The organism is Streptomyces sp. NPDC001220 (assembly GCF_053597895.1).
The window spans coordinates 35,807-52,823 of sequence record NZ_JBSFJE010000025.1 but is presented as its reverse complement, the minus strand read 5'-3'; the positions used below and the strand labels follow the sequence as shown (position 1 = coordinate 52,823).

General features: G+C 71.6%; 13 protein-coding genes and 1 pseudogene. 3 read left to right on the top strand and 11 right to left on the bottom strand.

The window, feature by feature from the left end:
- The first annotated feature begins 32 nt into the window (after nucleotides 1–32).
- Nucleotides 33–517 (top strand): annotated as a pseudogene (locus ACWDGI_RS40190) (DUF5990 family protein).
- Nucleotides 518–524: 7 nt separating this feature from the next.
- Here ACWDGI_RS40190 and ACWDGI_RS40185 read toward each other — a convergent pair.
- From ACWDGI_RS40185 to ACWDGI_RS40165, 5 genes are all read right to left on the bottom strand, one after another.
- Nucleotides 525–1,547 carry an FUSC family protein gene (locus tag ACWDGI_RS40185; protein WP_450767917.1) on the bottom strand — a complete coding sequence of 341 codons (1,023 nt, stop codon included), beginning with the start codon at nucleotides 1,545–1,547 and terminating at the stop codon, nucleotides 525–527.
- A gap of 63 nt (nucleotides 1,548–1,610) precedes the next feature.
- Complete coding sequence (locus ACWDGI_RS40180) at nucleotides 1,611–2,486, bottom strand: aldo/keto reductase (protein WP_450767915.1); 876 nt, start codon at nucleotides 2,484–2,486, stop codon at nucleotides 1,611–1,613.
- Between the two features lie 117 nt (nucleotides 2,487–2,603).
- On the bottom strand, nucleotides 2,604–3,941 hold the full coding sequence (locus tag ACWDGI_RS40175; RefSeq protein WP_450767913.1) for a phosphatase PAP2 family protein: 1,338 nt from the start codon (nucleotides 3,939–3,941) through the stop codon (nucleotides 2,604–2,606).
- Between the two features lie 228 nt (nucleotides 3,942–4,169).
- Nucleotides 4,170–5,276 carry a CU044_5270 family protein gene (locus ACWDGI_RS40170; protein WP_450767911.1) on the bottom strand — a complete coding sequence of 369 codons (1,107 nt, stop codon included), beginning with the start codon at nucleotides 5,274–5,276 and terminating at the stop codon, nucleotides 4,170–4,172.
- Nucleotides 5,273–5,977 carry an RNA polymerase sigma factor gene (locus ACWDGI_RS40165; protein WP_450767910.1) on the bottom strand — a complete coding sequence of 235 codons (705 nt, stop codon included), beginning with the start codon at nucleotides 5,975–5,977 and terminating at the stop codon, nucleotides 5,273–5,275. Before ACWDGI_RS40165 ends, ACWDGI_RS40170 begins: the two co-directional genes overlap by 4 nt.
- 266 nt (nucleotides 5,978–6,243) lie before the next feature.
- Here ACWDGI_RS40165 and ACWDGI_RS40160 point away from each other — a divergent pair, with 266 nt between their 5' ends.
- Both ACWDGI_RS40160 and ACWDGI_RS40155 read left to right on the top strand, forming a co-directional pair.
- Complete coding sequence (locus ACWDGI_RS40160; protein ID WP_450767908.1) at nucleotides 6,244–7,284, top strand: LacI family DNA-binding transcriptional regulator; 1,041 nt, start codon at nucleotides 6,244–6,246, stop codon at nucleotides 7,282–7,284.
- Between the two features lie 102 nt (nucleotides 7,285–7,386).
- A complete protein-coding gene (locus ACWDGI_RS40155; protein WP_450767906.1) occupies nucleotides 7,387–9,579 on the top strand; it encodes an RICIN domain-containing protein in 2,193 nt (730 codons plus the stop codon).
- 63 nt (nucleotides 9,580–9,642) lie between these two features.
- Here ACWDGI_RS40155 and ACWDGI_RS40150 read toward each other — a convergent pair whose 3' ends face one another.
- The 6 genes from ACWDGI_RS40150 to ACWDGI_RS40125 form a co-directional block, all read right to left on the bottom strand.
- Nucleotides 9,643–11,997, bottom strand: a complete 2,355-nt coding sequence (locus tag ACWDGI_RS40150) for a glycoside hydrolase family 3 N-terminal domain-containing protein (RefSeq protein WP_450767904.1) — start codon at nucleotides 11,995–11,997, stop codon at nucleotides 9,643–9,645.
- Between the two features lie 107 nt (nucleotides 11,998–12,104).
- Nucleotides 12,105–13,025: a carbohydrate ABC transporter permease gene (locus ACWDGI_RS40145; protein ID WP_450767902.1), complete on the bottom strand. Its 921-nt coding sequence runs from the start codon at nucleotides 13,023–13,025 to the stop codon at nucleotides 12,105–12,107.
- Nucleotides 13,022–13,873 (bottom strand): carbohydrate ABC transporter permease, encoded by an 852-nt coding sequence (locus tag ACWDGI_RS40140; RefSeq protein WP_450768005.1) that lies wholly within the window; start codon nucleotides 13,871–13,873, stop codon nucleotides 13,022–13,024. Before ACWDGI_RS40140 ends, ACWDGI_RS40145 begins: the two co-directional genes overlap by 4 nt.
- A gap of 53 nt (nucleotides 13,874–13,926) precedes the next feature.
- A complete protein-coding gene (locus tag ACWDGI_RS40135; protein WP_450767900.1) occupies nucleotides 13,927–15,252 on the bottom strand; it encodes an extracellular solute-binding protein in 1,326 nt (441 codons plus the stop codon).
- A gap of 238 nt (nucleotides 15,253–15,490) precedes the next feature.
- Complete coding sequence (locus tag ACWDGI_RS40130; protein ID WP_450767899.1) at nucleotides 15,491–15,943, bottom strand: DUF5994 family protein; 453 nt, start codon at nucleotides 15,941–15,943, stop codon at nucleotides 15,491–15,493.
- A gap of 41 nt (nucleotides 15,944–15,984) precedes the next feature.
- On the bottom strand, nucleotides 15,985–16,971 hold the full coding sequence (locus ACWDGI_RS40125; protein ID WP_450768003.1) for an acyl-CoA desaturase: 987 nt from the start codon (nucleotides 16,969–16,971) through the stop codon (nucleotides 15,985–15,987).
- Between the last annotated feature and the right edge of the window lie 46 nt (nucleotides 16,972–17,017).

Below are 17,017 nucleotides of genomic sequence, written 5' to 3'. Positions count from 1 at the left end.
GACCGCGGGCGGCTGCGGGCGGCCGCGGGCGGATGATGGCCGGTATGCGCATCCGTATCGACGCCGTGGACCTGCCCGGCCGCACCCGCCCGGCCCCCGCCGGCTCCGACGGCCCCGCGTACGCCGGCATCCATGTCGCCGTGCAACGCCGTGACCGTCCGGCCGAACTTCTCGCACCCCAGCCCGGCGACGCCGCGTCCGCGACCTGGACCCTGGAGTGCACCGCGACCGCCACACCCGCCGGCATCGACGTGACAGGCCCGTATGTGCAGGACCGCCTGGGCGGCAGGTTCGTGTACCTGTCCTGGTGCACGGCTGACGACTCGGGCGTCTTCTCCATGTTCCGGGCACCAAGCTCATGCTCGACGCCGTCCCCGCAGACGTACTCGCCGCCGCCGCGCACCACGGACTGCTGGTCGGCCGTCTCGGCCTGACCGACGCGGACGGCGGCCCCCGGTACGCACGCGTCGAGCCCCCGCACATCACCTGGACCGCCGGATCCGGCGACCCGGAGTGACCCGTGCTCAGCTCCGGGGACCCTCACAGAGGTCGAGGATCATGGTGAACGGTCTGCGGAGCAGTACGGCCACAGGGGCGCTGTCCTCCTTCCGGTACCGGGCCAGTGCGGCGCGGGCGGTGGCCGTGTCCTGGCGGGGGTCCCGTCCTTCGAGGACGGCTCCCAGGGCTCGTCCGGTGGCCTCGGCGACCGGGAGCAGGGCGGCCCGGGCCCGGCAGAGGGCCGGGGTGGGTCCGTCGCGCGCGGTGAAGAAGTCCACCTCGGCGGCCAGGTCGCGGAGATGGGACCCGGCCTGGGCGGCGCGGTCGATCCGGTCGCGCAGGTCGGTCACCTCGGTCCGGTGGCGCCGTCGCAGTGGATTGAACCGCATGGCCTTCTCCGCTTCCCGGGCCTTGTCCGCGTAGCCGGGCAGCCGGTCCGCCTCCGCTTGCGTGTGCCTCCGGTTCGCGTACGCGGCGTCCGGTGAGCCGATCGCGCGTGTGCTGCGTACGAGGCCCTCCGTCAGGTCGCCCGCACACGCGCGGGCCAGGGTCGCGGCCTCCTGGTGGGGATCGCGCGGCCAGAGCAGCGGAGCCAGGACGGCGGTGACCGCGCCGCCCAGCGCGTTCTCCCACAGCCGGGCGAAGCCGTAGGAGTCCGGCGAGGGGTTGGCGAAGACCAGGAGTGAGGTCACCGCGACCTGCACGTTCAGTGTCGTGCCGGAGGTGATGACGGTCCCGCACAGCAGGGCCAGGCCCATCACGACGGCGAGGACGGCCGTGGTCGGCCGGAAGAAGTGGACCACGGTGACGCCCAGGGCCACTCCGGCCATCACGCCGAGGATCCTCAGCAGCAGCGCGGTCAGGGAGGCGGCGGAGTCACCGCGCAGGCTCAGGACCGGGACGATGGCGGCGAACACCGGCGGCTGAACGGCACCGGCCCACAGCGAGACCTGCCAGCAGACCACCGCGATCACCAGAATGCGGGCCGCCGTCGGCCCCTGCGCCCGGAGCCTGGAGCGCACCCGCGTCCACGGCGAAACGCCCGTCACCTGCCCACCATAAGCACACGCCGCGCCCCACGCCCGCCGGTGTACGCCCCGTGGAGCGGTGGCTCAGGCCGCTTCGCGTGCCGCCCGGGTGAGCTGGTCGACCTCTTCGGGGTCGAGGGTGAGCCGGGCGGCGCCGACGTTCTCGTCCAGGTGCGTCACACGGGAGGTGCCGGGGATCGGCAGCATGACCTCCGTGCGGGCCAGCAGCCAGGCCAGCGCGACCTGACCGGGGGTGGCCTCGTGCCGCTTGGCGATCGTGTCGACGAGACGGCCCGGCTCGACCAGCTCGCCCGCGGCGACGGGCGCCCACGGGATGAAGCCGATGCCCTCACGCGTGCAGTGGTCCACCACGTCCTCCGACGTGGAGTCGGTGAGGTTGTAGCGGTTCTGCACGGTGACGATCTCCGCGATCCGCCGGCACTGCTCGATCTGGTCCACCGTGACCTCGGAGAGCCCGATGGCCACGATCTTGCCCTCGTCCTGGAGCTGCTTCAGCTCGCCGATCTGGTCCTCCAGGGGCACCTTCGCGTCGATGCGGTGGAGCTGGAACAGGTCGATGCGGTCCAGGCCGAGCCGCCGCAGGCTCATCTCGAGTTCCTGCCGCAGGTACTCGGGCCGTCCGAGCGGGGCCCACTCGTCCGGGCCCGAGCGGGCGAGGCCCGCCTTGGTGGCGATCAGGACGTCGTCGGGGTACGGGTGGATCGCCTCGCGGATGATCTCCTCGCTGACATGGGGACCGTACGAGTCGGCGGTGTCGATCAGCTGGACGCCGAGTTCGACGGCACGGCGGACGACCCGCCGGCACTCCTCACGGTCGGCCGGTTCGCCCCAGATGCCGGGTCCGGTCAGCCGCATCGCCCCGAAGCCCAGCCGGGCCACCTGCTTGCCGGCTATCTCGAAGGTCCCTGACTCGTGTGCGATCAGCGTGTCTTCGGTCATGAATTCCACGCTACTCCCGCACCGGGAATCCGTCTGGGCGCAGCCGTACCGGTCAGGGGGCGGCAGCCGCCCGGCGGGGGCACACCCGGCGGGGTGTGCCCGTCCGCCGTTGGCGGTCTACCGCATCGCTCCCGGCCGCAGGGAGTGACGGGGCGTCAGGACGGGTTCTTCCACGGGCCGGTGCTGGGTCCGCAGGTAGCCGTAGACCACCGAGGCCAGCGCCAGCAGGAGAAGCGGGCCGGACGCCCACGGGTGCCTGGCCATCTCCAACGGCAGCCAGCGGTACGACACCAGGAGCGCGGCGAAGACCGTCACGCCGTAGGCGGCGAACCGGAGACCCGACCGGTCCCAGCCGCGGTCGAACGAGCGCAGCGCCGCCTCGACGGTGAGCGTGAACACCACGCCGGCGACGAGGTCCACGCCGTAGTGGTAGCCGAATCCCAGCGTCGCCGTGAGCGTGGCGACCAGCCAGAACGCGCCGGCGAAGCGCAGCACGCGCGGGCCGCTCCGGGAGTGGATGAAGATCGCTACGGCCCACGCCGTGTGCAGGCTGGGCATGCAGTTCCGCGGGGTGAACGCGTCGAACGGCATGGGGTGCGGGGCATCGACCGGTGGCGTCGCCCGCGGCCACAGGTCGGCCACCTCCCAGTGGCCGCCGTCGAGGCCGTGCCCGCCGGGCGGCGTGTCCGGCCACAGGCTGACCGAAGCCCAGTGCTCGACGCCGGTGCCGTAGGCGAAGACCGGTCCGACCACCGGGAAGATCATGTAGACGGCCGGCCCGATGAGGCCGATCACCAGGAAGGTGCGCACCAGGTGATGGCGGGGAAAGCGCCGTTCGGCCGCCACGTGGCGCAGCTGGTACAGCGCGACGACGACGGCGGCCACGGCGAGCTGGCCGTAGACGATGTTGAGAAGGTTGAAGCCGACCGGACCGGTGGCGGTGACGAACCTGCCCACCAGCCACGACGGTTCGCCCAGCGCGTGATCGGCGGTGGCCACGTACTGGTCGAGCACCGTCGGACGGGTCTTCGAGGTGAGGAGCAGCCAGGTGTCGCCGGTCTTGCGGCCGGTCACCAGCAGCAGGCCCAGCCCGACGCCCTTGAGCAGCAGGACGCGTTCCCGGCCGGTGCGGCGGGTGACCGCCATGACCGCGTGGCCCAGGATCACCCACAGCGCGCCGTTGCCGAAGGGGTGGCCGTCGGTCGCCTGGGCGTCGAGTGCCCACCGGACCGCCGCGATGGCGATGTCGATGCCGATCGCGGCAGCGGCGGCGGCGAACCGTTGCCGCCAGGTGAGCACCGTCATCATCAGCGCCAGGCCGGCGTACAGCAGGAAGCCTGATTTGGGGGCGCAGACCACCTCCCGCGCCTGGTTGGTGATCGGCCCCGGCAGGCCGTAGCGTCGTGCGGCGATCTCGAGTGCCAGGAGGAACCCGAGGGCCGCGACGCCCGCCACGGCCCAGAGTCTCAGCCCCGGTCGAGGCCCCGGGAAGGGCGGTGTTCCGTCGCTTCTTCGCGAAGGGCCCCGCGATGGTATGGATCTCAATTTCCGGCCGATTTGTTAGATGACGACACCTGTCCGATGAAGGAAGACGGAAAGATCGCCCGCCAGGTTCCGGCCTCGTTCAGGAAAGACCCCCGGATTGTTCACCCAGGGGTCTTTCGGGGCAAGACCGTGAAGGGGTCAGCCGGCCTGTGACGGGGTCTGCTTGATCCCGTCGACGACGGCGCGGACCATGACGGCGTTGGTGAACGTCACGGTGCCCGGCTTGATGAGGGCGTCGGTGCCGGTGTTCGGCTTCACCTGGACCGAGCGCTCGCCCAGGAAGACATCGCTCTTCCTGTCGAAGATCCACTCCTCGCGCTCACCGCTGGTCTCGTCGAGCCGGGCCACCGCGACGCCGTGCCGGCCGGCGGCGTCCACCGCGTCGTCCACGACGACGACGCCGGGGATCTTCGCGGCGGCCTTGAAGAGCGCCGGGTAGAGCTTCGCCGGGGGGTAGCTCTCGCCGAGCAGGTCGCCGATGGTGGTGAACGCCTCCTGGTCGGGGGAGTTCCCCTGCCCCTTCGTCTCCTGGTAGATCTTGGCCAGCAGGGCGTCGGGGTCGGTGGTCAGCCTGGCCAGGTAGTCGTACGACGGAGCGTTCAGGTTCGCCTTCGGGGTGTTGCCCTGCTCGTCGGGCAGGCTCAGGGTCTCGCCCTCGCTGCCGTCGTTGACGGCCGGGTCGATCAGCCAGCCCTTGGTACCGTCCGCGGACCTCCACACCTGGCGGGTGTGCAGCTCGTGACCGGCCAGGGTGGTCCCGTCGTCGGTGGACTTCAGGAAGGTGTCGGCCGACTTGGACTCGATGTAGACGTACTGGCCGGGCTTGACGTCCGGGTGGGACGTGTCGGCCGCCGCCAGCGCGATCCGGTCGAGCAGCTGCGGTACGCCCTTGCTGGTCGCGGCGCCGACGGTGGTGGTCAGGGCCGGTCCGGTGGCGACGCCTTCGTCCTTGACGCCGTCGCCGCCACCGGAGACGGCCACCCCGGCGACGACCACCCCGGCGAGGGCGGCGGCCAGTGCGGGCAGGGCGATCGCGGGGCGCGGCAGCCGCGGCCGCCGGGTCCGCGGCCGGTCCGCCGGGTGCTCGGCGGTGTGCTCCGCCGCCTGGGTCTCGTGAATCCGGGCCATCATGTGCTCCTTGTGGAACTGGTGACGGCCCGGCGGCAGGTCGCGTGTCGTCCGGTCGAAGAGCCGGTCGCCCTCGTCCCGTTCGGCAGCGTTCTGCCGGGACGTGTCCGCGTTCATCGGTTTCCTTCCTGTGCGGGCCGGATCGCGTGTGCGTGATCGCCTCTTGTCTGTCGGCCGGGGCGGCCGCCTTCCCGTTTCCCGGGACTTGTTCCGATATTTTTCCCGGCCGCCGCTGCCACGGCCGGATCCTCCAAATGCCTTGCATGGAGCGGTGGTTGCTGTCTGGCCTGCGCGGCATCGGCCAGCTTGCGGAGCTTCTTGCGGGCGCGGGAGAGCCGGGAGGCGACCGTGCCGACCGGGATGCCGAGCGCCTCCGCGGCGGCCTCGTAGTCCAGGCCCTCCCCCAGGCACAGCGCGATGACCTCGCGCTCCGGGCGGCGCAGCGACGCGAGCGCGGTGAGCGCCGTCGCGAGGCGTTCCCGGTCGTCCAGCCGGTCCGCCACCTCCTCGGCGTGGTCGGGCACCGACAGCTCGGCCGCGGCGGCCGCCGTCGCCGCCGCCCGGTAGCGCCGGTTGCTCCGGTACTGGTTGCGCGCGGTGTTGGTGGCGATGCCCAGCAGCCACGGCCGCAGGGAACCACCCGTCGGATCGACCTTCTCGCGCAGCCGCCACGCCTCCATGAAGGTCGCGGCCATCACGTCCTCGGCCGTCGACCAGTCGGCGGTCAGCCGGAAGGCATGGTTGTAGACCGCGCGGGCGTAGGTGTCGAAGAGCTCGGCGAACGCGCTCGAATCCCCGGCCCGTATCCGGGTTCGCATAGGAGTGCTCACCTCATTGAGCTGTGCGGCACCCGGCACCGACTTCCCGTGACCTGTGTCACACCCGCCTCTGGTGCGCCCTCCCGCGCGGCGGGGACTCATCATGCCCGAGGGCGGCGGGACCAGGAGGCCCGGCACGTTCGCCGTGGACGGCGGTCACCGGTCTTGCCTCCCCGTACCGGCCCCCGTTACCTTGCGGCGGGGCTTGCGGCCAGGTACGCGACGCGTCCGGCGCATCGACGCGCGGCGTACGGAACGGACATCGGGTGACAGGTCGAGGCAAGGGCCGGCAGGAGGCGCAGCACGGCCTGCTCACGAACATCGCCGCCGAGGCGGGGCTCTCGCTCAGCACCGTGTCCAAGGTGGTGCACCGGCGCCGGGACGTCGGCGCGGCGACCCGGGACCGGGTCGAGGAACTGCTGGCGCGGCACGGGTACGTCCGCCCGTGGGAGCGGGATCCCGAGACGCCCCGGCAGATCATCGTCGTCTTCCGGGACCTGTCCGGCCCTTACACCCTGGAGGTCGCCCGGGGGATCGTGGACGCGGCCGGTGAACTCGGCATCGACGTGGTCACCGGCACGACGAGCCGGCGGTCGATCTCCGCGTGGCTGGAGGAGTGCGTGGCGCTCGGCGCGGCGGGGCTGGTGATCGTGATCTCGATGCTGGCCGAGGAGGACCAGCGGCGGATCGTCGAACAGCGCCTGCCGGTCGTGCTGATCGACCCGCTCAGCGCGCCGTCCGAGGACATCCCGAGCATCGGCGTGACGAACTGGAGCGGCGCCCGGGACGCCGTCCAGCATCTGCTGGACCTGGGGCACACCCGGATCGGCATGGTCGCCGGCCGCTCGCACTCCCTGGCGGGGGCGGCCCGCGTGCACGGCTACCGGGCCGCGCTGGAGGAGGCCGGGGTCGCCTACGATCCGGCGATCGTCCGTTCGACCGACTTCGACTACGCGGAGGCGCTGACCGCCAGCCTGCAGATCCTGCGGGCCGACGACCCGCCCACGGCCGTCTTCGCGGCCAGCGACGCACAGGCGCTCGGCGTCCTGGAGGCGGCCCGGCAGCAGGGGCTCGCCGTGCCGGGCGACCTGTCGGTGATGTCCTTCGACGACACCCTGGTGGCGGCCATGGCCTGCCCGCCGCTGAGCGCGGTGCGCCAGCCGTTCGAGGAACTGGGACGCGAGGCCACCCGGGTGCTCATGGACCTCGCCCAGGGCCGGCCACCCGCGTCCTCGCGGATCGAGCTGACCACGGAACTCGTGGTGCGGACCTCGACGTCCGTTCGCCAACGCGTCAATACCCCGTAACCCGCGACCGCGCGAAACCCTTTCGCACTGTGCCGGTGACAGTGCCGTGCCGCCTACGAATACTGGCTTCCTCCCCCGCAACCCCGTGGCAAAGGAACGCCGTTGAACAGATCCTGGGCGCGAAAGGCCTTCGCTGCGGCGACGGCCCTCTGTACGGGCGTGGTGATCGCCCTCGCCTCCGCGACGGCCGCATCGGCGTACCAGCCGAGCCCCGCGAATCTGTATACCGCGGACAACACCGCCGCCTGCAACAAGAGTCCCTGTGTGCTCTACCCGAAGTCGGCCCAGCTGGCGGACGGCCGGCTCGTGGCCACGTTCGAGAACAGCCAGAGCGCCCCGGTGGGCCAGACGCTGCCGGTCTACAGGAGCGACGACTCCGGCACGACGTGGGCGAAGCTCGCCGACGTCAAGGCCCCCGCCTACCTCTCCTCCGACTCCGCGTACGCCAAGTACACGAGCAACTGGACCAACCCGTACCTGTACGTCCTCCCGCAGAGCGTCGGTTCCCTGAGCGCCGGCACCCTGCTGCTCGCGAGCATCGTCTCGGGCGACGACTACTACTACGAGGAGCAGAAGGCCGCCGACTCCGGCTGGACGCCCACCAGTGACGGCGACCGCAAGGACGTGGCGCTCGCCCTGTACGCGAGTACGGACGACGGCGCGACCTGGAGCTTCCAGAACATCATCGCGGCCGGCGGCTGGCAGGGCGGCAGCGCTGGCAGCGTCGGCCGGGTCTCGGCCGCCAACACCCACGCGCAGGTGGACCCCGTCTGGGAGCCGCACCTGCTCGCCCACAACGGGCAGCTCATCGCCTACTACTCCGACGAGGACGACTACACCGGCTACAACACCACCACCGGTGCCCCGACCCTCGACCCGGCCGACGACACCGCGACCGACTCCGGCGGCCAGGTCCTCCTGCACCGCACCTGGGACGGCAGCAGCGGCTCGGCCTGGAGCAGCCCGGTCGTCGACGTCCCGGGCGCCACGGTGAGCATGGGCAGCGGAAAGACGGAGATCGGCGGGGGCCGCCCGGGCATGACGACCATCGCCCCCACGACCGACGGCAAGTGGCTGCTGACGTACGAGTACTGGGGCGGCGGGACGAACGTCCGCTACCGGATCTCCGACGACCCGACGAAGTTCTTCTCCGCCGCGGACGCCGCGATCACCTCGCTGCCCGTGCCCTCGGGCGGGGCCGCCCTGTCCACCGGCGGCAGCCCGGTCCTGCTGCCGATGCCGGACGGCCGGATCGTCTACAACGCCGCCGGCAGCGGCGATGTCTGGGTCAACGAGTCCGGGCTGTCCACCGGCACCTGGAAGGAGTACAGGACGCCGATCGCCGCCGGATACAGCCGAAACCTGCAGTACGTCGACGGCACGGGACGCGTCCTGATCCTCCAGGCGTCCTGGAGCGGCACCAGCGTCGGCCCCGTGAAGTACGCCGAGGTCGACCTCGGCCGCTCCGACGGCGCCTACTACAGCCTCGTCAACCGGCTGACCGGTCAGGTCCTCACCACCGCGTCCGGCAGGACCCAGGACGCGAACCTCACCGGGAACACCCCCGACCTCGTCCTCGGCGCGGCCGACTCCACCTCCGCCACGCAACGCTGGCACCTGACCGCCAAGGGCGGCAACGTGACCCTGCTCAACAAGGCGGGCGGCCGCTCGGTCGCCATCTGGACCGGGACCGCGACGGCCGGGCAGAAGCTCGCCCAGTGGGTCGACGACGGCGCCACCGACAAACAGTGGACCCAGGTCGCCTCGTCGACCAGCGGGTACTACAAGCTCCGCTCGGTCCTCAACACCGGTCTCTACATGACCGGTTCGACCGCGGGCGGCTCCGTCACCGTGGCAGCGGCGACCACCGACGGCTCACAGGACTGGCAACTGGTCCAGGACCCGCTCCCCACCGCCTCGGCCTTCACCCTGAAGGGCGTCCACTCGGGCCGCTGCCTCGACGTCCCGAACGGCTCGACGGGCGTCCAGGTCCAGATCTACGACTGCTCGGGCAACGCCAACCAGACCATCACCCGGACCGCGGCCGGCGAACTCCGCGTCTCCGGGCAGTGCCTGGCCGCGAACGGCGACGGCACGACCGCGGGCACCACGCTCATCCTCTGGGCCTGCAACGGGAAGTGCAGTCAGAAGTGGGCGTTCCGCGTGGACGGCACCATCGTCAACCGCTCCGACGGCCTGGTCATCGACGTCACCGGCTGGGGGACGGCCAACGGCTCGAAGGTGGAGCTGTGGACGGGGCTGGGCAACGCGACCCAGCAGTGGACCCGTAGTTAGGTGCCGAGCCGAAGAAGCGGGCCACCGCGTCCGCACGGTGGCGCCGCCCTCTCGTACCCGCCGCTACTCCCGTTCGACGCTCACCGGCACCCCGTGCTGTCGCAGCACCGTCGCGTCCCGTTCCTCGCCCACCAGCCGGACGGCGGTCCGTACCGGGGTGTCCAGGCTGGAGGAGCCCGCCTCCAGCAGGATCTCGCCGGGCTCCACGACGCGGTGGCCGGCCAGGCCGGTGAAGGCCAGCCGGTCGGTGTGGACGTGGAAGCGGACCGTCGCCTGCTCGCCGGGTTCGAGGGCCACCTTGGCGAAGGCCAGCAGCGCGCGCACCGGGCGGGTCACCTGGGCGACCGGGTCGACGGCGTACAGCTGTACGGTCTCGGCGCCCGCCACCGCCCCCGTGTTCCGCACCCGCGCCCGCACCGTGAACTCCCCGTCCGTGGGCACCTGTTCACGGTCCACGGACATCCGGTCGACCTCGAACGTCGTGTACGACAGCCCGTGCCCGAAAGGGAACGCGGGGGTCGGGTCGAGGTTGGACAGGAAACTCTGCCGGTCGCCGAGCGGCGGGTGGAGATAGGTGTACGGCTGACCGCCCGGCGAGGTGGGGATCTGCACGGGCAGCTTGCCGCTGAAGTTCGCTTCCCCGGAGAGGAGTTGGGCCACCGCCCGGCCGCCCTCCTCGCCCGGCAGGAACACCTGCACCATGGCCGCGGCGGCGGACGCGAACCTGCCCACGGCATAGGGTCGGCCGCTGCTGACGACCAGCACGACGGGCTTCCCGGCCGCCAGGACCGCCTCGACCAGCTCCTCCTGGACGCCCGGCAGCCGGAGATCCGCCACGTCACAGCCCTCACCGGAGGTGCCGATGCCGAACATGCCTGCCTTGTCGCCGACGACCAGGACGGTGAGGTCGGCCGCGGCCGCGGCCGCCACGGCGGCGGGCACCCCGGAGCGGTCCTCGTCCCGGACCGGGCAGCCCGGTGCGAACTCCCACGCCACGGCCGGGAGTTCCGCGGCCAGCGCGGTGCGGAGGGAGACGGCCTCGACACCGTTGCCCAGGTCGTCGCGGCCGGCGAGGACGTGGTTGGGGAAGCTGTAGCAGCCGAACATGGTGCGCACGTCGTCGGCGCACGGGCCGATCAGCGCGATCCGGCCGCCGGAAGGAAGAGGCAGGGTGCCGTCGTTCGAGAGCAGGACGGCACCCGACCGGGCCACGGCCAGGGCGAGCGCACGGCCGCCCGGCTTGTCGAGGTCCAGTTCGCCCGCGCGCAGGGCGGGCGACCGTGGGTCGAAGTCCGCGTCCAGCAGGCCGAGTTCCACCTTCTGCCGCAGCACCCGGCGCACCGACCGGTCGACCAGCTCCTCATCGACCACGCCCTGCTCCACGGCGTGCACGAGCGCGTCGCCGAAGCCGCGCTGGTCGGGCAGTTCGACGTCCATCCCGGCGCGCAGGGCGAGCGCTCCGGCGTCGGGCAGGTCGGCGGCCACCCGGTGGGCGGTCACCAGGAAGGGCAGCGACCAGTAGTCGGAGACGACGGTGCCCTCGAACCCCCAGGCGTCCCGGAGGACTTCGGTGAGCAGCCGGCGGCTGGCTGCGGGGGCCTCGCCGTCGATCTCGGCGTACGAGTTCATGACCGACCGGACACCGGCGGCGACCAGGCGCTCGAACGGCGGCAGGATGACGTCGTGGAGTTCGCGGGGGCCGGCGTGGACGGGGGCGTGGTTGCGGCCGCCCATGGAGGCGGAGTATCCGGCGAAGTGCTTGAGGGTGGCGTACACGCCCGCGCTCTGCAGGCCGGTGACGTACGCCTCGCCCATCTCCCCGACCAGGTGGGGGTCCTCGCCGTAGGTCTCCTCGCAGCGGCCCCAGCGGTAGTCCCGGATCACGTCCACGACCGGGGCGAGCCCCTGGTGGACGCCCGCCTCGGCCATGTCGGCGCCGATGGCCGCGCCGACCCGCCGGATCAGCTCCGGGTCGAAGGTGGCCGCCATGCCGAGGGAGGTGGGGTAGATCGTCGCCCCGTAGGCGGTGAACCCGGTCAGGCACTCGTCGTGCGCCATGGCCGGGATGCCGAGTCGGCTCTGCGCCATGACCTGCCGCTGGCGGTCGGCCAGCGCCCGGGAGTGCTCCAGGGCGGGCCGGGGCAGCGTGCCGTACGGGCGGGTGAGCTGGCCCAGGCCGTGCCGGGCGGTCTCGGCGAGGTCGCCGACCCGGTCGAAGATGCTGGTACCCGGTGCCACCTCGGGTCCGGCCGGTTCGACGTCCTCCCAGGCGCTGCTGAGCTGCGCGACCTTCTCGGCGAGGGTGAGCCGGGCGAGCAGTGCCTCGACCCGCTCGGCGACGGGGAGGGCGGGGTCGGTCCAGGGACGGCCGTCCTCCTCCCGGGGGAGGCCGCCGTGGTCGGGCATGGTGGTCGTCATTCACGACTCCTCGGGGAGTTGCGCGGGCATGCCGACGGGGCCGGGCGCGGGGCCCGGCCGTCGTACGGGGTGAACTGCCCGGTGGTGTGGGCTGCTTGGCTGCTTGGCTACTTGGAGAAACCGGCGGTGAGGCCGGCGACGAGCCGGCGCCGGGCGAGGATGAACAGCGCGAGCATCGGGAGGGTGGAGAGCACCACCGCGGCCATGGTGGCCGGTACGTCGATGCCGAACTGGCCCTTGTAGAGGGTCAGCGCCAGCGGCAGTACGGCCTTGTCGCCGCTCTGGGTGAGGATGAGCGGGAAGAGGAAGCCGTTCCAGACCTGGAGTCCGTCGTACACGGCGACCGTCGTCAGGGCCGGGCGGGCCAGCGGCGCCGCCAGCGACCAGAGCATGCGCCAGTCGCCGGCACCGTCGACGATCATGGCCTCGAACAGCGAGCGGGGCACGTCGCGCAGGAAGCTCACCAGGATCATCACGGTGATCGGCAGCGCGAACGCGGCCGAGGGCAGGACGATCGCGAGCAGGCTGTCGTAGAGCCGCATCCTGATGATCAGCAGGTACACGGGGATGATCACGGCCTGCAACGGGATCGCCAGACCCAGCAGGAACAGCCGGAACGACAGCCTGGACAGGCGGCTGCCGGCGCCCCGGACGATCGCGAACGCGGCCATCAGGGCGAAGGCGACCGCGAGCACCACCGTCCCCGCCGTGACGACCACGCTGTTGAGCAGGTAGGTCGTGAAGTCGCCGGCCAGCACGGTCCGGTAGTTGTCGAACGTCGGGTGGCCGGGCAGCGCCAGGGGGCTGTCGGTGGTGAAGTCGGTGCGGCCGCGCAGGCTGGTGACGACCAGCCAGTAGACGGGTACGACGACGATCGCCGTCCACAGGAGCGTGGTGCCGCCGGCGAGGGCGCGGCGGAGGATGCCGGGCACGGGGTTGGGCCGTACCGGCCCGGGGGTGGCCGGGCCCGGGGCGGGGAGGTCGTCCGGAGCGGTGGCGGCGCGGGCCTTGGTCACGGTGGTGCTCACATGCCCTCCTGCCGGCTGTCCATCCGGGTGAAGCCGGACAGCCGGGTGGTCAGCAGCGACAGGCCGAGTCCGAAGACCACCAGGAGGGTGGCGACGGCGCTGGCCCGGCCCATGTCGTGGGTCTGGAATCCGGTGATGTACATGGCCAGGGGAAGGACCCGGGTGGCGGTGCCGGGGCCGCCGGTTCCGCCGGACAGCACGAAGATCAGGTCGAAGTAGGTCAGCGAGCCGACGAGCATCAGGGTGCCGGAGGTGACCATCGTGTACTTCAGCTGCGGCAGGGTGATGTGCCGGAAGCGGGCCGCCGGTCCCGCGCCGTCGAGGGCGGCGGCCTCGTACAGCGCGGTGGGGATCTGCCGTATCCCGGCCTGGTAGAGCAGCGCGTGGAACGGCACGAACTGCCAGGCGATCACGAAGATCACCGTGTACAGGGCAAGGTCGGGCGAGCCGAGCAGCGGCTTCGCCAGCCAGTGCAGGCCGGGGGTGGCGCCGATGCCGAACGCCGGGTCGAGCAGCGCCTGCCAGGTCAGGCCGATCGCCACCGCGGACAGCAGCAGCGGCAGGAAGAACAGCACGGCGAACAACGCCCGCACCTTACCCTTCGGCGCCTGGAAGACGCCGAGGGCCAGCGCGACCGGTGTCTGGACCAGCCAGCTCACCGCCATCACCTTGACGGTGAGCCAGAGCGACTGCCAGGTCGCGCCGTCGGTCAGGACATCGCCCCAGTTGGCGAAGCCGGCCCAGCCGACGGAGCCCAGGCCGTCCCAGTCGGCGAGGCTGAGCGCCAGCACGCCGACCAGGGGGACCAGACCGAACAGGCTGAACAGAATCAGAGCGGGGGCGGCCATCAGGAGGCCGCTCGAACGGCGGCCCGCCTTACGGCCGGTGGCGACAGCGGTGGTCACGACCCCGCCTTGCTCATGTTCGTACCGAACTCGGCGGGCGGGATCTGCCGCAGGAACGACTTGTCGGTGTTGGTCAGCAGCGGGTCGGCCTGGTCGGACGGCAGTGCCTGGTCCCAGGAGAGCTGGAAGCCCGGCGCGTTCCGCACCAGGTCGTAGACGAACGTCAGCCACTGCTTGTCCGACGACGACTTCACCGCGGCCAGCTTCGACTCCAGGCCCTTGACCGGCGGCACACTGCCGGCCGCGAGGTAGGCGTCGACCTGGGAGCCGTCCAGGACGTAGTCCTTGAGGTAGGTCAGGGCGGCCGACTTGTTCTTCGACGAGGAGTTCAGGGACAGGAAGTTCGAGGGGTTGCCGACGATGCTCTTCGGGTCGCCGGCACCGCCGGGCAGCGACGGGAAGGCGGTGTAACCGAGGTCGCCCTTCTTCAGGAAGTCCGGGGCGGCCTTGGCTATGTTGGCGTACTCCCAGGTGCCCATCACCTCCATCGCGGCCTTGCCGGTGTAGAGGAGGGCCGTGGAGGCGCCCTGGTCGTAGTTGACGGAGGAGGCGTTGTGGCCGAAGGCACCGGTCTTCGCCAGGTCCTGGAGGTACTGGTTGGCCTTCGTGACCGACGCGTCCTTCCACCCCGCGGAGTCACCGGAGGCGATCTTCGTGAACACCTCGGAACCGCCCTGCCGGTCGAGCAGGTACTCCAGGTACATCAGCGTCGGCCACTTGGAGTTCGCGGCGAGGGACAGCGGGGTCACGCCCCTGCCCTTGAGCTTCTTCACGGCCGCCAGCAGGTCGGCGTACGTCTTCGGCGGCTGGACGCCCGCGTCGGCCAGCACCTTCTTGTTGTAGTAGAGGACGACCGGGGCGAGTCCGTTGGCGGGGACGCCGTAGACCTTGCCGTCGAAGGTGGCGCTCTGCATCACGCTCGGCGTGTACCGGTCCGTGTTCGTCCGGGCCTGCGTCAGCGGGTCGACCTTGCCGGCCTTGACGTAGTCGTCGAGGGCTCCGCCGCCCCAGCTGAAAAAGATGTCCGGGGCCTGGTTCGCGCCGAAGGCCACCCGCAGCTTCTGCTTGTAGTCGTCGTTCGCGAACAGCCGCAGGGTGATCTGAGTGTCCGGGTGGTCCTTGTTGTAGGCGTCGACGGACTCCTTGAGGATCGTCTGGTCGTTGAGCGCCCACATCGTCAGGCCCTTCGCCGACGAGGACGTCGAGGGTCCCGAAGTCCCGCACGCGGCAAGGGCCATGGCCGCCGCCAGGGTGACGGCGGACGCCACGACGCGACGAGTGCGCGGGCTGTCGGGATGTCCGCTGACCGGTGTTCTCCGCATGGTCGTGCCTCTCTTGTTGCCCCATACCGTCGGTGAGCGAGGCAGATCGGAGACTCGTACGGAGTCAATACGGACCCGTACGAAAGGCTTTCGTACGTCACGTGGCCGACGGCCTGCCTGCTGGCCGGGACACTGACACGGGATTCACGGCAGGGACAAGCAAGGGAAATGCCTCGGTTACGAAATGTTTTCGCGAACCGAGGCAAGGTGCGGGAGCCGCGGCGGCAAGGCGCCCGGGTCAGCGTTCCCCGAGGTGATTTTCGAAGCCGCCCTCGAAGCCGTCGCCGAGGTCGTCCCCGAGATCACCCGCCGCGGCCGCCATGAGCGATTCCGCGGCGTCCTCGGCGGTGTCCGGAGGCACGACCACGAGGTCCCAGCGTCCGCGGCCGGGGGCGAGCAGGACGACGGTGTGCGGGGCGTTCGCCGCCAGGGCTCTGCGTAGTCGTACGACCTGGTTGGAGACGAGTATCCGGCCGGGCGTCGCGGACCACACCGCCCCGTTGACGGTGACGCTGGTGATATGGCCCCAGTCGGGCGGCAACCCGGCCAGCAGCCGCGGGAGTTCCACGAGGAGGTCGTAGGAGCGCGGCCACCATGCTCCGTCGATGGGCCGGGGCAGGTCGCCGTGGGGCGCCAGGTGCAGGCGCAGGACGGGGTGGGAGGGAAGCACGGGCTGCAGCGCGGTGGTCATGAGGCTCCTGCCAACTGGCTCAGGTGAATGGGTGGTTGCCGTCAGGCGCGACGCGCGGCGACCCGGTCCGGCGTCGGCCAGCGCACGTCGTACACCCAGCCGAGGCGTTCCATCAGGCGGATGACGGCGGCCGACGGGTCGATCTGGCCGCGGTCGACGCCGTGCCGGGCGCTGGTCGGGTCGGCGTGGTGGAGGTTGTGCCAGCTCTCCCCGAAGGAGAGCAGGGCGAGCGGCCACAGGTTGGTGGCGCGGTCGTGCCGGCGGGTCCGGAAGGGGCGCTCCCCGATCATGTGGCACAGGGAGTTGACGCTCCAGGTGACATGGTGGAGCAGCGCGATGCGGACGAGTCCCGCCCACAGCAGGGCGGTCAGGCCGTACACCCAGCTGCCGCCGATGGCCCAGCCCGCCCCGAACGGCACGGCCAGGGTGAGGAGGCACAGCAGCGGGAAGGCGCGCGAGACGGCCCGGATGTCGGGATCCGCCAGCAGGTCGGGGGCGTAACGGTCGGCGGGAGTGCGGTCGTTGCGGAACAGCCAGCCGATGTGGGCGTGCAGGAGCCCGCGCAACTGGCCGCGCAGGTGCGTGCCGTAGCGGTACGGGGAGTGCGGGTCGCCCGGCCGGTCGGTGAAGGCGTGATGGCGGCGGTGGGTGGCGACCCAGCCGATGACGTCGCCCTGGAAGCTCATCGAACCGGCCACCGCGAGCGCGATGCGCACGGGACGTACCGCACGGTAGCTGCCGTGGGTGAGACCGCGGTGGAAGCCGACCGTGACGCCCAGGCCGGTGACCGTGTAGAAGACGGCGGCGAGCAGGATGTCGGCAGGGTGGACGAGACGGCCCCACAGCAGCCAGCCGACCAGGCCGAGAGCCACGAAGGGCAGGACGACGATCACCGCCGTCACGGTCACGTACAGCCGCTCCCCGCCGTCGCGGGCGGGCGCCGGTCCGTCCGGCGGGAAGGGCGAGACGCCGTCGTAGCCCCGGGTCGGCTCGGCGGTGTCCGGCGGAAACGCAGCGACGGGGGTCATAGGGGTGGATGGCATGGCTGGGCTCCTTGACCTGGGCGAAGGCCGC